Here is a 15,361-nt window from a genome sequence, read left to right as displayed (position 1 = left end):
GTGCTGCCCTCCGCGACGTCCCGTCCCGTGCCCGGCCTCCACCCGGGGCCGTGGCCCCTCGGCGCGATCCCGGAGGAGTGGACGCTCGCCGGCGTCACCGCCGTGCTGCCCGACCGCGTGGTCGAGGACGCCCGGCTGGTGGTGAGCGGGGGCCGGGTCGTCGAGGTGGGCGAGCGGCCGCCCGGCGCACGGGCCGACGTCGACGGCGGCGGCGCGCTGTGCCTGCCGGGGCTGGTGGACGTGCACACCGACGTGCTGGCCCACGAGCGGCGCCCGCGGCCGGGGGCCGAGCTGCCGGTGGACCTCGCGGTCCGCGCAGCCGCCGACCGGCTGGCGGCCTGCGGTGTGCTCACGGCGTTCCACGGCGTCCACTTCGGCACCCATACCCCCGTGGGCCTGCCCGCGACGGCGCCGGGCCCGGAGGGTCTGCTGCCCGCGCTGCGGGCGCCCGAGGCGCGGGCTGCGGGTACGCGGGTGCTGTACCGGCTGGACATCCGCAGCGCCGAGGGGCTGGCGGGGCTGGAGGCAGCGCTGGCGAGCCGCCCGGAGCGCGCCGCTCCGCCGCTCGTCTCCCACGAGGACCACACGCCCGGGATTGGGCAGTACGCCGACCCGGCCGACATGGAGCGCTGGCTGGTCGACCGGGAGGGGCTCTCGGCGGATGCCGCGCACGCCCACGTCCGGGGCTGGCGGGAGGAGCGCGAGGCCCGGGCCGACGTCGCCACGGCGACCCTCGCGCGGCTGGGCGACCTGGCGCGCGCCGGAAGAGTGCGGCTGGCAGGGCACGACCCCGAGTCGGTGGCGGACATCGAGGCGCTCGTGGCGCGCGGCGGCGCCGTGGCGGAGTTCCCTACCACCGTCGAGGCGGCCCGGGCGGCGCGCGAGCATGGGCTCGCCGTGGTGGCTGGCGCGCCCAACGCGGTGCGCGGCAGCTCGCACACGGCGAACGTCTCTGCCCGCGAGCTGGTCGCGCTGGGACTGGTGGACGCGCTCGCGTCCGACTACGTGCCCGCCACGATGCCGGCCGCCGTGGCGGTGCTGGTCGGCGAGGGACTGGCGGACCTGCCGCGCGCGGTCGGGCTCGTCACCTCCGGCCCCGCGCGCGTGGCCGGGCTCGCGGACCGCGGGTCGCTGGTGGCCGGAGCGCGGGCCGACGTCGTCCTGGTGCGGTGGGGCGGGCGGTGGCCGACCGTGGTCGCGTCGCTGCGAGCGCCCGTTGACGATGCCGACGGATCAGTGGGGCGGCGTGGCGAAGGCGTCATGTCGTGATCTCTAGGTCTGGCGTCGCCTTTCTTCGCACGAGGAGTTGTTTGAAGCGCCTGCTGTGCCGCTGAACAGGATCGAATGTTGCGTCGAGAACCTGGTACGTCATCGCCGAGCTCGGATACTTCGGTCCGATCCCGAGGCACTGCTCGTGACTGGGCAGGTACAGCTGTGCTGGCAACGAGCGCTCGTCGATGCGATCTTTGGTGAGCTGCTCGTGCATGCACACTGGCGAAGGGTCGCGGCGGGGTGACGGTTGCCCGCCGTTGCGCTCTCTTGCCCGGACGGCAGCGACTCACGCCGCCAGGCTTGTCGAGGCTTCACGACGACCCAAGAAGTACGTGCGGCTGAACATCCGGAGCTGGAGGTCTTTGAGAGGCGCCTCGACTTCGGTCTGTACCGAACCTCGTGGTGTTCGAATCGAGGCATGGCCAACGACGGGTCGTGCCGACCCTTCCGGTCGGTGTCGGACAGAGGAGTTCAGGATGACCAGACCGTTTCGGTTCGGGGTCGTGACCCCGCTCATGGCTGACCTGTCCGCGTGGCGTGACCAGGTGCGCCGGATCGCGGACAGCGGCTACTCGACGCTGCTCATGCCCGACGTCCCGCACTGGCAGCCGGCGCCCGCACCGACGCTCGCGTTCGCGGCGGCGCAGACGGATCTGCGTGTCGGCACCTGGGTCTACGCCTCGCCGCTGCGTCCGGCCTGGAGCACCGCGTGGGAGGCGCACTCCCTGAGCGTGCTGACCGGGGGCCGGTTCGAGATGGGTATCGGCACCGGCCGCCCGGGGATCGAGGAGGAACTGGGCGCCCTCGGGGTGACGGTGCTCCCACCTGCCGATCGCCTGGACCGGGTCCGCCAGACCGTGACGGCATTGCGCGAGCTGGACGGTCCCGACCTGCACACGCCGGTGGTGATGGCCGTCCGGGGGCCGAGGGCCCAGGCGCTGGCGGCCGAGGTCGCCGACACGGCCACCATCGCGGCGATGCCGCACGACACCCGTGCGGAGGTCGCGGGCAGAGTGCGCAACCTGCGCGCCGTACGGGACATGGAGCTCGCCCTGCATGTTCCAGTCGTCGGTGACGAGGTTGCGCCGTTCATGGCGCCCCCGGACATCGACCCCGCCGCGTTGCGCGCAGCGGACTCACTGGCCGTGCTGCCTTCCGACCCGGTTGCGGCTGCCGAAGAGATTCAGCGGCGACGCGACGAGATCGGCTACTCCTACTTCGTGATCGGAGCAGGAGCCGCCGAGCGGCTCGCACCGGTCGTCGCCGCGCTGTCCGGACGGTAGTCGTACCGGGCCTTCCCGACCGAGCACCTCGCTCGCCGCCAGGCTGGTCAGCGTCCTGGTACGCCTCGGCGGCCGCCCGGGCAGCACAGCAGCGCCGTGTGCGCTTCCTCCTACGCCCTGCTTACGCGCTCGTGCGAGGTGAGGCTCACAGCAGCGTGGCTGTCCGCTCAGGCTGGAGTCTCGGGCGTCCGGTCCCAGTCGCGTGGTGTCAGGTCGGGCCGGCGGTTCTCGTAGTCGCTGGACAGGAGCGGGGAGGAGATGATCATGTCCGCCGTGGCCACGTTGCAGGCCATGGGGACGTTCCATACGGCGCCGATCCGCAGCAGCGCCTTGACGTCGGGGTCGTGCGGCTGCGCCTCGAGCGGGTCCCAGAAGAAGATCAGCATGTCGAGGCTGCCCTCGGCGATCCGGGCCCCGATCTGCTGGTCCCCGCCTACCGGGCCCGAAAGGAACCGGTGCACGGGAAGCCCGAGCTCGTACTCGAGCATCGTCCCCGTCGTGCCGGTCGCGTAGAGCTGGTGCTCGGCGAGCGTGTCCCGGTTGTACTCGGCCCAGCGCAGGAGCTCGACCTTCATGTTGTCGTGAGCGACCAGGGCGATATGACGTTCCTTGACGGCCGGGTTCATCGAGACCTCCGATCGGCGGCGGGGCAGGTAGCACTCGCCCCGTCGCAAGCGTCGTACTCGAAGTATCTGGCTGCTGCCGGTGGTTGTCACCCGGGTCGTGTGCACTGTCCCTGTCGCTGCGGTGGTTCGACGAGCCGACTACGTCCACGCACCCCGCGCAGTTGACAACCCAAGGAGCTGGGACCCCCCGTCCCCCAGGTCGGGGGTCCCAGCTCCTGCCCGAGCGTGGGCCCAGACTCCTCGCTCGGGTCCCGGCCCGGGGCATCTCCCGGGCCTCTGCCCTGCCGGGAGCCTACGCGGGTCGTGGGTCCTGGGTTCGGTCTGGGATGGGTGAACTGGCCGACCTGCGGATGGTTGCGGTCCGCGATGTCGAGATCGGCTCCGGACACCCCCTCGGGGGCACGCCCTGTCGGGACCGAGCACCGGTAGGACGGAAGGTGGGCGTGGCGCGCGGGCGGATCGCCCTGTCACCAAGGGTCACGCGCTGAGGCGTGCTCCACCGTCGTCCGTGCAGGCTTGGCACCAACATAGATGACGTGTAATCTGATGACACGGCATCTATTTGAGGAGCTCGCCATGTCCACGACTGACCCCATCTCGCGTGTCTCGGTGATCAGTACCGGATCGGTGGTCATCCGGCCGGAGCACGTCGGCCCCACGCGCAAGAACACCTACGTGTGGCTGTTCACTTCGACGCGGTGGACGGCGCCCCGGCCGATCAACGTGTACGTGATCGAGCACCGCGACGGCCTGGTGCTGTTCGACACCGGTCAGGACCGAGCGTCGGTGACCGACCCCGGCTACTTCCCCGGGGGTCTCAACGGGCTGATCTACTCGCGTCTGGCGAAGTTCGAGATCGGTCCCACCGAGACGCTCGAAGCGGGTCTGTCCGGCCTGGGCTACCGTGTGGACGATGTCGGCTTGGCGGTGATCTCGCACCTGCACCAGGACCACATCGGTGGGCTGCCAGTGCTGGGCGGGGCCGAGATCATCATCAGCGACCAGGAGTGGAACAGCCTGGGTGAACCGCTGCCCGAAGCACGGGGACTGCTGCGCTCTCACATCGACCTGTTCGGGCTGCGCTGGAACCGTGTCACGCCCGAGCCGCTGGCCGACCCTGACCTGGCGCCGTTCACCGAAGGCCGCGACCTGTTCGGCGACGGTAGCCTCGTGCTGCTACCCACGCCCGGACATACGCCGGGCTCGCTGTCCCTGCTGGTCCGCCGGCCAGGCAGGGTGCCGCTGCTGCTCGTCGGTGACCTGACCTACGACGCTCGCCTGCTCGCTGCGGGCAAGCTGCCGGGCGCGGGCGACAAGCGGCAGATGCGGGTCACGGTGGGCAAGGTCAACGCGCTGCGTGAAAGCCTGCCTGGCTTGGCTGTGCTGGCGGCTCACGACCCGCGGGCAGCGGGCCTCCTCGCAGAGGCCCTGGCGGAGCCGGCGGAGCGCCGGTGAGGCCCGCCGAGGAGCTGCGGTTCCTGATCCTGGCCATCCAGCGGGAGGGCAACCGGCTGCTCGCGGCGGACCTGCGCCCGTTGGGTGTCACACCTTCGCAGGCGGAGGTGGTGCGCGTCCTCGCCGACTATCAGCCTCTGACCCTGACCGGGCTGGGTGAGCTGTTGGTCTGCGAGACGGGTGGCAGTCCGAGCCGCCTCGTGGACCGCCTCGTTTCCATGGGTCTGGTCGACCGCGGCGCGGGCGAGGCAGACCGACGGCGGGTCACCCTTGTCCTGACGGGCGACGGCGAAGAGCTGGCGGCGCAGATCGCGAAGGTGGAGGAGCGGCTGTACGGGACGATCGACGACCTGACAGCCGGCACGCCGGTGCCCCAGGCACTGAAGCTCCTGCGGGTGTTCGCAGCCGGGTTCCCGGCCGGGCAGGCCGTCGTCCGTAGGGGCGGCGGCCCGCCCGAGAGTGCCCGGTGACCGCGACCGGCAGCGCCACGCTGCACATCGACGCACCGCGGCAGAGGGTACGGGCGGTCCTGCTGGATGCGCTGTCCCTGCCGTCGTGGAACCCTGCCTTCGTCAGCTTGGCCGGGCCGGCCGTGGTCGCGCTCGGAACGGCGTATCGGATCACGGTCCGGCCGGGCCTGAAGGGCACTCTCGCATACGAAGCAATGGATCTGGACATGGTCCGCATGGCGTGGCAGGTGCCTGGGTTCGCGGAAACCGGTGACTGGCGGCTTGTCGCGAGCGGAGACCGAACACTCGTCCACCACGATTTCACGCACGCAGGCCCGATCGCAGCCGTACTGCGACAGGCCTACGAGGGAGTCGCCGAACTCCGGCTCGGCCGCCTTGCGCAGGTGCTGCACAGCTGACGAGGTTGCCGGCTGCCCTGCTCCCCGGCGCCCTGCCAGATGCGGGGGGAGCGGTAGGGCAGGACGTCCTCGGAAGACCTCGAGCAGCTCGAGCGCTCGCGGCCCGCATCATCGGGTCGGGCATGTCCGGCCCTCGGAGTCCTGAGCGCGTGTCGGTAGACGCAGAGCACCAGAGCGCATGGCTTCGGGCCAGACCATGCGGTATGCCGATCGCGTCGAGTTCGCCGACGCGGATGACGCGGCGTAGGCGCTCGGATGGGGCTGCCCGCCGGCCGACGTGTGGCTGACCCCCTGCCGGCCGACTCCCCGGGCCACCAGAATCGACCCAGGAGGTGTGCCGGAGGTGACCATCGTGCGGGTGCTGGTAGTTGACGACCAGGCGGCGTTCTTGCACGCCATGACTTCCGTGGTGGGGGAGACCCCCGGGTTCGAGATCGTGGGCTCGGCGTCGTCCGGGGAGGAGTCTCTGGCCCTCGCTGCCGGGCTGCTGCCGGACCTCGTGCTGATGGACGTGAACCTGCCCGGTATCGACGGGTTGGAGGCCACCCGGCGGTTGCTCGCGCGCGACAGCCCGCCGGTGGTGCTGCTGCTCTCGACCTATGACGAGGACGTGGGCGAGCATCTCGTCGCCGAGTCGGGGGCCGCGGCCTATCTGACCAAGTCGGCCTTCGGGCCGGACCGGCTCGAGGCGGCGTGGTCCACCGCGGTGCGCTGATCGGCTAGCGAGTGGGCGTCGAGGACACGACCCGTGCCACCGGCGTCGGCCCGCGGACCTCGATGACGGTGTGCCCGTCCTGCTCGGTGATCCGCACAGAGCCGCCGGCCGCCTCGACCCGGTCCTGCATGTGACGCAGCGGCAGCCCGCCTCGGTCACGGCCGCGCACGACCAGCCGCAGCTGGTCGTCGTGTGCCTCGAGCAGCACGACGACGGGGTCTCCGAGGTCGGGTATCGCCTCAGCCACGCAGAAGTAGGTCGCGGCTTCGACGCGTGGGTCGAAGCGCCGACCGACGACGGATGGTTCGACCACCAACCGCGCACTGCTGCTGGTTCGGGCAAGCAGCGACGCGAGCGCTGTCGGGAGTCCGGAGCGGGCGAGCTGGGCCGGGAAGACGCCGCGGGTGATCTCCCGCAACGCCGCAAGGGCAAGGTTCAGGGACTCGACCAGTTCTCCGAGCACTGCGGCGTCCAGAGTGTTCGGGGCGTTGTGGTCAAGGCTGGACAGCTGGCGCAACCGGCTTGGGAGTGGCGTCAGGTGCGGGACGACCTGGCGGGCGATCGTGCGTTCGAGCCGGCTCCGTTCGGCGTCGTCGGCGCTGATCAACCGTCGGCGGGACTCGGTCAGCTCGCGGGTACGGACGCCGACCTGTTCCACCTCCGCTGACAGCTCGGCGGTCAGCCGGGCGTTGCGGAAGGCCATCGCGGCCTGGTCGGCCAGGTCAGCCATCAGCCGTTGTTCGCGGGGACGCAGGGGGTGGCCGGCCGGCATCTGCACCATGATGCTGCCGAGGCGTTCCCCGCGGTCGACGACTGGCATCTCGATGTCGGAGGCCGTGGGGTCGTCTGTGCCGGACGGCGGCCAGACCGCCGTACGGTCAGGAGCGGACTCGATGTGCAGCACCACGATGACGCGGCTGGCCTTGACCGCGTGCGCGGCTGCGTCGGCCACGGTCGGCAGCAGGTCGGACGGGTCGGGAGTGTCCCCGACGCGGCGGCTGAAGTCGGCGAGCGCTTCATACGGGGCGGCCGCGGCGCCGAACGCCAACCGGTCGGCGACCCTGACCACCCGGCGACGAAGTGGCTGGAAGGCTATCGCCACCAGGGCGGTCGCGAGCAGCGACGGCCAGAAGCCACCGGTGCTACCGCCGATCGTGAGGCCGATGAGTACGACGACCAGCACGTAGCCGACGGCGACCAGTCCGGTGGCCAGGGCGAACACCAGTGCCCGATTGACGATCAGGTCGATCTGGAGCAGGCGGTGGCGCAGGACCGCGACCGCCACGCAGAGCGGGACGGCGAGCTGAGCGAGCCGCAGCGGCAGGCCGGCCAGCCATGTTCCCTCCTGCCCTTGGACGAGCGGCACCAGGAGGACGACCACGACGCCGAACGCCAGGAAGACCGCGGACGACGCGATCCACAGGAGCTGGCGCCGCTCGTCGTCGGCGGCCCGTCGCAGCCGCAGCGCCAGGGAGACGGCTGAGGCGATCAGACCGGCCGCGACGAGCAGGGATCCCGTGGTGAGCAGCGGCCCCGAGACAGTGCGGTTGCCGTAGTCCTCCCCGTACACGGACTCGCCGGGACGAATCGTCAGCGTTCCCAGTGTGTGCAGGCCGAGGCCGACCACCGTGACCCAGACGGCCCAGCGCCAGCGGGGTGAGGCCAGACGGCCGTCGGGAGAGATGAGGAAGACCATGATCAACGCGGTGAAGGCCGGCCAGCCCAGCAGGGGCGATGCCCACGCGGCGACATGTGCCCAGTAGGGGGAACCGGGCCCGTCACCCTCGAGCACCCAGATGCTGTAGGCGTCGGCAGCCAGCGTTACCGAGAGCAGGCTCGCGGTGCACAGCAGCCAGCCGAGTGGCTGCCTGGGGTAGCGCGAGACGATGAGCGCACCCATGAGCGCGCAGCCAACCCCGGCCAGGGGGGTCAACGGCCATCCGTGGTCGGCCCAGGTCGCCTCGCTGAGCAGCGAGCGGTGAGCGGCGGTGAAGGCGGTGTCCAGGACGCCGGCCAGTGTGGTCAGGGCGAGCACGCCCCAGGCGATCCGGGCGTGCACGTCAACCCACCTGGCTTGGAATGAGCGTGTGGGCCTGGCCGGGAACCGCCCGTGGTACGACGGCGATCACCGTCGTACCGCTGCCGGACCGGGAGCCGATGGTGACCGTGCCGCCCACCGCGTCCAGCCGGTCGCGCATGTTGGCCAGGCCCGCGCCCGTCCCGACGGCGCCGGCGGGTCCCTGGTCGAAGCCGGTCCCGTCGTCGGTGACGGTGAGGTGCCATCGGTGCTGTTCCTCGCCGAGGTGCACAGCTACGCTCCGCGCTCCGGAGTGCTTGGTGGCGTTCTGCACGGCCTCCATGCAGCAGAAGTACAACGCCGCCTCGACCGGTGTCGGGATCCTTCCGAGACCGTCCGCGTCGACGGTGACCGGGATCGCGCTGGTCGCGACCGCGGAGCGCAGGGCCGGCACGAGACCTTCGTCGGACAGCAGCCTCGGGTAGATCCCGCGGGACAGCGAGGAGAGGGTCTCGATGGCGGCGCGAGCGGCGTCGGCCTGCCCGGCGAGCACCCGGGCGGCGCGTTCCGGTGACCGGACGGCGATCGTCTGGGCGAGCCGCAGGTTGACGGTCAGCGCCACCAGATGTTGCTGCGCGCCGTCGTGGATGTCGCGCTCCAGACGACGCCGCTCGGCGTCCTGCGCCTCGATGAGCCGCTCCCTGGACGCCTGGAGCTGGTCGGCCCGCGCCGTCAGCTCTGCGTGACGGTCCTCGAGCTCGGCCCGCAGCCCGACCAGCCGCAGCACCAGCCCGGCCTGGGCGGCCAGTCCGGCGAACAGCCTCTCCTCCACGGCGGTCAGTGCCAAGCCCGGTCGCTCCTGCAGTCGGAGGACTCCCAGGAACTGGCCGCCGTGTCGCACGGCCAGAGCTCGCCGGCCCCGGCCGGTGGCGTCCACCCCGCCGGGTCGCAGGGACGGAGTGATCCGGTCGTCGTCGGCGTTCGCCGGCCAGGTGGCCGCCAGGGTCAGGCGGCCGGAGACGGTCAGCCACACCTGTGCCCACTGCGCTCCGGTGCCCTGGGCAAGCAGCGTGGACATGCGGGCCGGGAGCTGTTCCGTCGCGGAGCCGACCGTGGCCGCCTCCGAGAAACGACTCAACACGTCGTACGGTGCGGCAGCGCCGCCGTGCCCGACACTGGTCGCGGCCCGCTCGAGGGCGGCCTGCACGGGCGCGATCAGGAGCGCCACGACGGCGGTCGCCAAGACCGCCAGGGGCGGACTCGGCGAGTCGGTCCGGCCGATGATCGCGCCACCGCCGAGCACGACGAGCACGTAGACCGCGACCACGAAGCCGGCCAGACCGACCGCCACCAGCGGGCTCCGCCTGCCGCGGTTCAGCCGACCGAGCACCCGGCGGGTCTCCATGTGGCCAGTGTGCGCCTGTTCAGAACGACGGGGAGGGCCCGGGGCGCGGACGGTCGTGACAGCGGTCTTGATACCGCTCGGTCAGCGGCTCGATCCCGTCGCCTCCAGGTACGCGAGCACGGCCATCACGCGGCGGCTCACCTCGTGCTCGTCGACCAGCCCGAGCTTCTGAAACACCGACCCGATGTGCTTCTCAACGGCCCGGTCGCTCATGAACAACGTCTTCGCGATCGTCGCGTTGTTGCGACCGGTCGCCATCACCTGGAGGACCTCGCGTTCCCGATCGGTGAGGCCCAGGAGCGGCCCGTCCCTGCTCCCGCGTGCGAGCAACGCCTCGACGACAAGCGGATCGAGCACTGACCCGCCGCGAGCCACCTCATGCAACGCGTGGACGAGTTCGTCGAGATCGGTCACCCTCTCCTTGAGCAGATATCCCATTCCCGCCACGCCGCCTGCCAGCAGCTCGAAGACGTAGTCCTCCTCGACGTACTGCGACAGGACCACGACGCCGACCCCGGAGTGCTCGGTGCGGATCCGCTTCGCGGCCTGGATGCCCTCGTCCGTGTTGCTCGGCGGCATGCGGATGTCGGTCAGCACCACGTCCGGCGAGCTGTCGGCCACGGCCGTCATCAGCGAGCTCAGGTCGGCTGCCGTGGCAACCACGTCGATGTCCTCGACCTCGGCCAGCAACGAGGTCACTCCCTGACGAACCAGGTAGTTGTCGTCGGCGAAGACCACGCGTAGCGCCATGCCTGGGACTCTAGCGACCACGTCGTCCGGCGGAGCAGTCGCCGGATCTCTCACCCGATCGGTTCGGAGAAGTGCGTTGTCGCACCGTGGTGGTGCCGGCACGCACGTGCAGTGGTGCTGACCCCCTGCGTCGTGCTGCCTACCCCATCGTGGCGAGCACCACGTCTTCCTAGTGTCGAGGGTACGGAACCACAGCGAAGCCATCTCCCCGACTCAGCGGGGTGTCCGGCTGCTCGAGCAAAGGAGAGAGCCATGTCAAGAAGGATGATTGCGGTCACCGTGGGCATTCTGTTTTTCGTCCAGATGGCCACCGCGATGATAGGCACGTCATTGATCCAGGCTTTTGTGGACGGTGACACCGAGAGGGCGCCCCTGACGGTCGGTGTTCTGCTCATGATGTGTTCCGGCCTTGCTGTCGTAGGCATCGGCCTCCTGATGTACCCGGTCCTGAAGACCGTCAACCAGCGGCTGGCCATCTGGTATCCGGTGCTCAGGATCACCGAGTTCGCAGTGTCCGCAGCCTGTGGCGTCTACCTCCTGACCCAGTTGCAGGTAGTCCCGAACCACCTGCTGTGGGTATACATCCCGACAGGTATCGGTGGCCTGATTCTCAGCTACCTGCTGTTTGTCTCGCGTCTGGTTCCTCGACCCGTCGCAGTACTCGGCCTGGTTGGATACGGCCTGTTCTCCCTCGGGGTCCCGCTGGATCTCCTTGGCGTCCTGAACATGAACGAAGGGCTTGGCATGGTGATTCTCGTTCCCGGCTTCTTGTTCGAGTTCGTGGTGCTGCCGATCTGGTTGATCGCGAAGGGATTCAGCTCTCCGTCGCCCGCAAAGGAGTTCACGTCACCGGCGATGGTGACAACGAGCTGACCAACCCGCGACAACCCATGGTCTCGCCCCTCGTGCGGCGCCCGCCCCGGAAGTCGGGCGGGTGCCTGCTCGCGCGAGCGTTCAGAGTTGTCGGGGCTGCTGCGCGGTTAGGTGACGGGGTCTCTCGGGCCGCGTGAGGTCCGCGAGTGATGCGGTACAAGGCCAATCGGACGGGTTGACCGGTCAGATGTAGCCGAGTACTCCAGGCCTCGTTCGTGATCTGGATGGTGCCGTTGACGGCGGTCGTCCTCGGGAGGATGGTGGATCACACCTGGGGCAAGCGTGAATGCTGCCGGAATGTGCGTTCCGGCCCTGAGGGCCCGGCTGAATGACGGTGACCGTAAAGGGGCACGATCATGGACTCCCAGGGTGACCAGGCGACCGTGCGTCGGCTGTGGCTGTGGCCGGTGGCGATTCTGGTCGGCTTCCCGATCGGGGGCTATGCCGCAGACCTAGTTGTGAACGGGGTCGACTCCGTCGGAGCGGCACTCGCCGAGGGCCTCATCGCGGGCGCAATCATCGGTGCAGCTCAGTGGTTCGCGCTGCGGAAGTGGATCTCGTGGCTCTGGATCCCGGCGACGTGTGCTGGTCTGGCCCTGGGTCTGACTGCGGGAGCAGCACTTGTGGACTACGGGATCGGTCGAGGAGATATCGTCCTCATGGCAGCCGTTACCGGCGTTGGCGTGGGGCTGTTGCAGGCTCTGGTCCTCGCGCGACACACGAATCGCGGCGCATTGTGGTGGGGGCTCGCGAATCCGCCGGCCTGGGCGCTTGGCTGGTTCATCACCTCGTACGTGATCACGAGAAACATCGATGAGCGGTTCCCGGTTTTCGGTGCGGGCGGAGCACTCGTCTTCGGGCTGCTGACCTGGCCGCTCCTTGCGGTCCTGCTTCGTGGGGCGTTCGACGTTCGGGCAGCGACGGGCGAGGCCGCCCCGTGAGTGCGGCGGGCGTCGCCGGCGGACTTCTCATCGTCCTGCCCCTGGCGTTCAATCTTTGCTTCTTCTTGCTCGCACGAAGCTTCGACTACCCGGACATCCTGCGACGCCCTACGTCGGAGGTGCTGGCCCGCTTCCGCGAAGGTGGTACCCCTCTGCTGCTGTTGTGGTGGACTTTCGCGCTGACCGCGGTGCTGCTTGTGCCCTTGTCCGTGCTGCTCGCTGCCGCTCTCGTCGGCGTCGACCGGGCGGTGTTGGTCGTTGCTGCGACGACCGGCGTGCTGGCTGGGGTCGTGCAATTCCTGGGACTGATCCGCTGGCCGTTCCTGGTGCCCTATCTCGCCCGTGCCGATGCTGATGCGACCCCGGCGCGTCGCGAAGCCGTCGACGTCGTGTTCCAGTCGTTCAACCGCTATCTCGGAGTCGCCGTCGGTGAACACCTTGGCTACCTCTTCACGGCCGGCTGGAGCGTCCTGTCCGGTGTCGCTCTCATCCAAGCCACGAACACGCCGGGGTGGCTCGGTGTCGTCGGGATCGTCGTGGGCGGCCTCTTGTTGATGTGCTCTCTCGAGTTCGTCGGCGCCTTCGAGCACGAGGGCTGGAAGCTGGCCGAGATGTTGACCCCCATCGCATATGTCGCTTGGTCCGTCTGGCTGGTGGCCGTCGGAGTCGTCCTGATCTTGTAGCCGCCACCGAGTACGCCGGACGACGGCCGGCCACGAGGCCGTACAGTAGCGGCCGACCGCACTGGACGTATCGCCCCGCCCGCTACGGGCGCCCAGTTTGTCGGGGCCGGACCGGGGGTCGGGAAGCTGGGACGTCGGCTGAACCTTCTCGGGAAGGGGTGCGTCATGGGGAACATGAGCATCCACGCACCCGAGCGGGCCGAGGTCCGCGTGGTCCGTTCCAAGGACCAGGAGTTCGTCGCGTTCGTCAGGGACGCCCGCCCGTACCTGTTCCGTACCGCTTTCCTGCTGTGCGGTGACCCGCACCGGGCCGAGGACCTGGTCCAGGGCACGTTCGAGCGCGTCTACCGGTCGTGGCACCGGGTACGCAACGAACCGCGTGCCTACGCCCGCCGGGTCCTCGTCAACCTGCGGACCGATACCTGGCGCCGCACCAGCCGCACGGACCTGCCCGGCGACGACGTGATTCGGCTTCCCGACACCCCGGACCACGCCGCTCGGGTCGCCGTGCGGGACGAGCTGGTGCAGGCGCTGGACCAGCTACCGCTGCAGCAGCGCCGGGTGGTGGTGATGCGGCACCTGCTGGACCTGTCCGAGGCGCAGGTCGCCGGAGAGCTGGGGAGGTCGGTGGGGACCGTGAAGTCGGCGAACGCGCGTGGTCTGGAGAACCTCCGGGCGATCCTGGAGCGCGCGGACCTTGCGGACATCCCCGTGCCGCACCGCGACGCGGCCGAGACGCTGGGCGGGAGCCGGGCCGCGCTGCGCAGGCGGCGCACCGCGCAGGGGGTGCTCGGTGGCGTGGCTGCGCTCCTGGTGGCGTTCTTCCTGGCGGGCCCGGTCACGCTCCCGGGCGTGGGTCCGGTCGCGCTTCCGGGCAGCGAGTGGTTCCGCGCGCTCGTGGGTCTGGAGCGGCCGGACGGCGACGCCGACCTGTCGCTTGGGGACTGCCCGGCGGAGGCCTCGGCTCAGGATGCCCCGCCCTGGCTGGAGGGGCGGTGCGTGCTCACCGTGGACGTGGGGGCGGCGCCCGACGCCGTGGAGGCGGGAGTCGTCGTCGGCGTAGGAGGGCCGACGGCGGGTGCAGGGCTGCCGGGCACCCTGGCGGCGGACGGCTCGGTCATCACCTTCGCCGATATGGCCCCGGGTTCCGACGACGGCGACAGCTACCCCGACCAGGAGCTGGCGCTGGAGCTGCGTGCGGCCACAGGGGAGAGCAGCCCGGTGGCCGTCATCGGCACCGTCGACGGTCGCCGGGCCGAGGTCGCCGAACTCGTGCGGCAGGGCGACAGAGTCGCCTGGCTGGAGGTGGCGACGCCCCGGAGTGAAACGTCGCCCTGGGCGATCCGCGTGGTCGACGACGTGCGCGCCCCCGAGGTGCGCACGCTCATGGAGTCGTCGAGCGATCAGGTGCCTGTGGGATACCGGATCGGGCTGAGCGGCGCGTATCTGCACCTGCAGCGCCTCGCGGGCGATGGCGGGATCGAGCAGGTTCGGGTCCGGCTGGCGACCGGGGAGGCCGAGAGCCTGGTCGCGGGCACCACCGTGTTCGCCGCCACGTCGGACGGGGTCGAGTGGGCGGTGAACTACCTCCGGACCGGCATCGAGCTCGCCGCTCGTGGGGACGACGGTGTCCCACGGACACTCGTGGCCCTCCCGCCGACGGGTGGGCACCCGCTCGAGACGGTGACCGAGATGGCATCGTCGGACGCCGTGCTGGCGTGGGAGGTGGCGGGTGACCTCCACGTGCTCGACCGGGAGTCGGGCGCCGTGACGCTGGCCGAGTCGGCTGGCGGGGTGGCGCGGGTCGACGCCGACGGCCGAGCGGTGGCGTGGACGAGCTCGCGGGACAACGTCGGGACGGGGTTTCTGCTTCTCGACGGCCGGGCGTACCGGCTGGAGGGCAAGATCGTCGAGGTCGCCGTGGCGGGGGACTGGCTGGCTTGGGTCAGTGTGGGCCCCGAGGGGTCCTCCCTGCGGCAGCACCTGGCGCGGATCGTGGGAGCGGGGCGTTGAGGTCCGGAGCCGACGAGGATAGGTCGGCAGCCCCCCGGCGCGGGCAACGCACGAAACGACCCAGATCATGCCCGCTGATACCGGACCATTCCGTAGTTGGACATCTCGGGCGCCAGCACCGCCGGTCGTCGTCGAACCGCAGGACGACTTGGGGGCTTTGGCGCGGGGCGTCCGCGAGGGCAGGGTGGTGCGCCATGCCCAGGGCGAGGTCCTCAAGCCAGACGCGGACCAGGTCGGGGAACGGGCTGTGGGAGTTGCACGTCACTGACGCCCGCGACGATCCGGCTACGGTGAGCGAGCCTGACAACTCCTGCTCCGCCACTACAGCAGCGGTGCCGGTGGCCTCGACCGGCCGCAGGACTCCGTCCGGGTCTCGGAACCTCGCTCTGGCGGTCCAGGACCGCGGACTGTTCTGAGTGGTGTTGATGCCGCCGAACGTCCCGATCGGAATCCGCGACCT

General features: G+C 70.5%; 15 protein-coding genes. 10 read left to right on the top strand and 5 right to left on the bottom strand.

Translation table 11 applies throughout. The features are described from left to right. Window positions 1-1,269: an alpha-D-ribose 1-methylphosphonate 5-triphosphate diphosphatase gene (locus tag ACIPN7_RS10960; RefSeq protein WP_400541167.1), complete on the top strand. Its 1,269-nt coding sequence runs from the start codon at window positions 1-3 to the stop codon at window positions 1,267-1,269. Here the strand turns inward: ACIPN7_RS10960 and ACIPN7_RS10955 are convergent. Next, window positions 1,259-1,486, bottom strand: coding sequence for a hypothetical protein (locus ACIPN7_RS10955; protein WP_400541164.1), 228 nt, complete (start codon window positions 1,484-1,486; stop codon window positions 1,259-1,261). The genes ACIPN7_RS10960 and ACIPN7_RS10955 overlap by 11 nt on opposite strands. A gap of 262 nt (window positions 1,487-1,748) precedes the next feature. Here ACIPN7_RS10955 and ACIPN7_RS10950 point away from each other — a divergent pair, with 262 nt between their 5' ends. Further along, window positions 1,749-2,555, top strand: a complete 807-nt coding sequence (locus ACIPN7_RS10950; protein ID WP_400541161.1) for an LLM class flavin-dependent oxidoreductase — start codon at window positions 1,749-1,751, stop codon at window positions 2,553-2,555. Window positions 2,556-2,722: 167 nt separating this feature from the next. Here the strand turns inward: ACIPN7_RS10950 and ACIPN7_RS10945 are convergent, their stop codons facing one another. Then, window positions 2,723-3,181, bottom strand: a complete 459-nt coding sequence (locus tag ACIPN7_RS10945; RefSeq protein ID WP_400541158.1) for a methylglyoxal synthase — start codon at window positions 3,179-3,181, stop codon at window positions 2,723-2,725. A 576-nt stretch (window positions 3,182-3,757) separates the two neighbouring features. Between ACIPN7_RS10945 and ACIPN7_RS10940 the strand changes: the two genes are divergently transcribed. The 4 genes from ACIPN7_RS10940 (at window position 3,758) to ACIPN7_RS10925 (ending at window position 6,219) form a co-directional block, all read left to right on the top strand. Further along, window positions 3,758-4,636, top strand: a complete 879-nt coding sequence (locus ACIPN7_RS10940) for an N-acyl homoserine lactonase family protein (protein WP_400541155.1) — start codon at window positions 3,758-3,760, stop codon at window positions 4,634-4,636. After that, a complete protein-coding gene (locus ACIPN7_RS10935) occupies window positions 4,633-5,106 on the top strand; it encodes a MarR family winged helix-turn-helix transcriptional regulator (protein WP_400541152.1) in 474 nt (157 codons plus the stop codon). Before ACIPN7_RS10940 ends, ACIPN7_RS10935 begins: the two co-directional genes overlap by 4 nt. Further along, window positions 5,103-5,504 carry an SRPBCC family protein gene (locus tag ACIPN7_RS10930; RefSeq protein ID WP_400541149.1) on the top strand — a complete coding sequence of 134 codons (402 nt, stop codon included), beginning with the start codon at window positions 5,103-5,105 and terminating at the stop codon, window positions 5,502-5,504. The genes ACIPN7_RS10935 and ACIPN7_RS10930 overlap by 4 nt, the downstream gene beginning before the upstream one ends. Before the next feature lie 343 nt (window positions 5,505-5,847). Further along, a complete protein-coding gene (locus ACIPN7_RS10925; RefSeq protein ID WP_400541146.1) occupies window positions 5,848-6,219 on the top strand; it encodes a response regulator transcription factor in 372 nt (123 codons plus the stop codon). A gap of 4 nt (window positions 6,220-6,223) precedes the next feature. On the opposite strand, the gene ACIPN7_RS10920 is transcribed toward ACIPN7_RS10925, so the two are convergent. The 3 genes from ACIPN7_RS10920 to ACIPN7_RS10910 form a co-directional block, all read right to left on the bottom strand. Beyond that, window positions 6,224-8,278, bottom strand: a complete 2,055-nt coding sequence (locus ACIPN7_RS10920) for a GAF domain-containing sensor histidine kinase (RefSeq protein WP_400541143.1) — start codon at window positions 8,276-8,278, stop codon at window positions 6,224-6,226. A gap of 1 nt (window position 8,279) precedes the next feature. Then, window positions 8,280-9,641: an ATP-binding protein gene (locus ACIPN7_RS10915; RefSeq protein ID WP_400541140.1), complete on the bottom strand. Its 1,362-nt coding sequence runs from the start codon at window positions 9,639-9,641 to the stop codon at window positions 8,280-8,282. 81 nt (window positions 9,642-9,722) lie between these two features. Then, window positions 9,723-10,391, bottom strand: coding sequence for a response regulator (locus tag ACIPN7_RS10910; protein WP_400541137.1), 669 nt, complete (start codon window positions 10,389-10,391; stop codon window positions 9,723-9,725). 252 nt (window positions 10,392-10,643) lie between these two features. On the opposite strand from ACIPN7_RS10910, the gene ACIPN7_RS10905 reads away from it, so the two are divergent. From ACIPN7_RS10905 to ACIPN7_RS10890, 4 genes are all read left to right on the top strand, one after another. Further along, window positions 10,644-11,264 carry a DUF4386 domain-containing protein gene (locus tag ACIPN7_RS10905; RefSeq protein ID WP_400541134.1) on the top strand — a complete coding sequence of 207 codons (621 nt, stop codon included), beginning with the start codon at window positions 10,644-10,646 and terminating at the stop codon, window positions 11,262-11,264. Window positions 11,265-11,620: 356 nt separating this feature from the next. Continuing rightward, window positions 11,621-12,205 (top strand): hypothetical protein, encoded by a 585-nt coding sequence (locus ACIPN7_RS10900; protein ID WP_400541127.1) that lies wholly within the window; start codon window positions 11,621-11,623, stop codon window positions 12,203-12,205. Further along, window positions 12,202-12,888 carry a DUF4386 domain-containing protein gene (locus ACIPN7_RS10895; RefSeq protein ID WP_400541124.1) on the top strand — a complete coding sequence of 229 codons (687 nt, stop codon included), beginning with the start codon at window positions 12,202-12,204 and terminating at the stop codon, window positions 12,886-12,888. The genes ACIPN7_RS10900 and ACIPN7_RS10895 overlap by 4 nt, the downstream gene beginning before the upstream one ends. Window positions 12,889-13,062: 174 nt before the next feature. Further along, complete coding sequence (locus tag ACIPN7_RS10890) at window positions 13,063-14,901, top strand: SigE family RNA polymerase sigma factor (protein ID WP_400541121.1); 1,839 nt, start codon at window positions 13,063-13,065, stop codon at window positions 14,899-14,901. Window positions 14,902-15,361: the final 460 nt, after the last annotated feature.

Source organism: Promicromonospora sp. NPDC090134 (assembly GCF_044746965.1).
In the GTDB taxonomy this organism is placed as follows: Bacteria; Actinomycetota; Actinomycetes; order Actinomycetales; family Cellulomonadaceae; genus Promicromonospora.
This window is presented reverse-complemented; position numbering and strand designations above follow the sequence as displayed.

Excerpts from the sequence above, each read along its gene's own strand:
- ACIPN7_RS10905 (WP_400541134.1), top strand. The coding sequence starts at position 10,644 with ATGTCAAGAAGGATGATTGCGGTCACCGTGGGCATTCTGTTTTTCGTC.
- ACIPN7_RS10945 (WP_400541158.1), bottom strand. The coding sequence starts at position 3,181 with ATGAACCCGGCCGTCAAGGAACGTCATATCGCCCTGGTCGCTCACGAC.
- ACIPN7_RS10955 (WP_400541164.1), bottom strand. The coding sequence starts at position 1,486 with ATGCACGAGCAGCTCACCAAAGATCGCATCGACGAGCGCTCGTTGCCA.
- ACIPN7_RS10950 (WP_400541161.1), top strand. The coding sequence starts at position 1,749 with ATGACCAGACCGTTTCGGTTCGGGGTCGTGACCCCGCTCATGGCTGAC.
- ACIPN7_RS10890 (WP_400541121.1), top strand. The coding sequence starts at position 13,063 with ATGAGCATCCACGCACCCGAGCGGGCCGAGGTCCGCGTGGTCCGTTCC.
- ACIPN7_RS10900 (WP_400541127.1), top strand. The coding sequence starts at position 11,621 with ATGGACTCCCAGGGTGACCAGGCGACCGTGCGTCGGCTGTGGCTGTGG.
- ACIPN7_RS10910 (WP_400541137.1), bottom strand. The coding sequence starts at position 10,391 with ATGGCGCTACGCGTGGTCTTCGCCGACGACAACTACCTGGTTCGTCAG.
- ACIPN7_RS10915 (WP_400541140.1), bottom strand. The coding sequence starts at position 9,641 with ATGGAGACCCGCCGGGTGCTCGGTCGGCTGAACCGCGGCAGGCGGAGC.
- ACIPN7_RS10940 (WP_400541155.1), top strand. The coding sequence starts at position 3,758 with ATGTCCACGACTGACCCCATCTCGCGTGTCTCGGTGATCAGTACCGGA.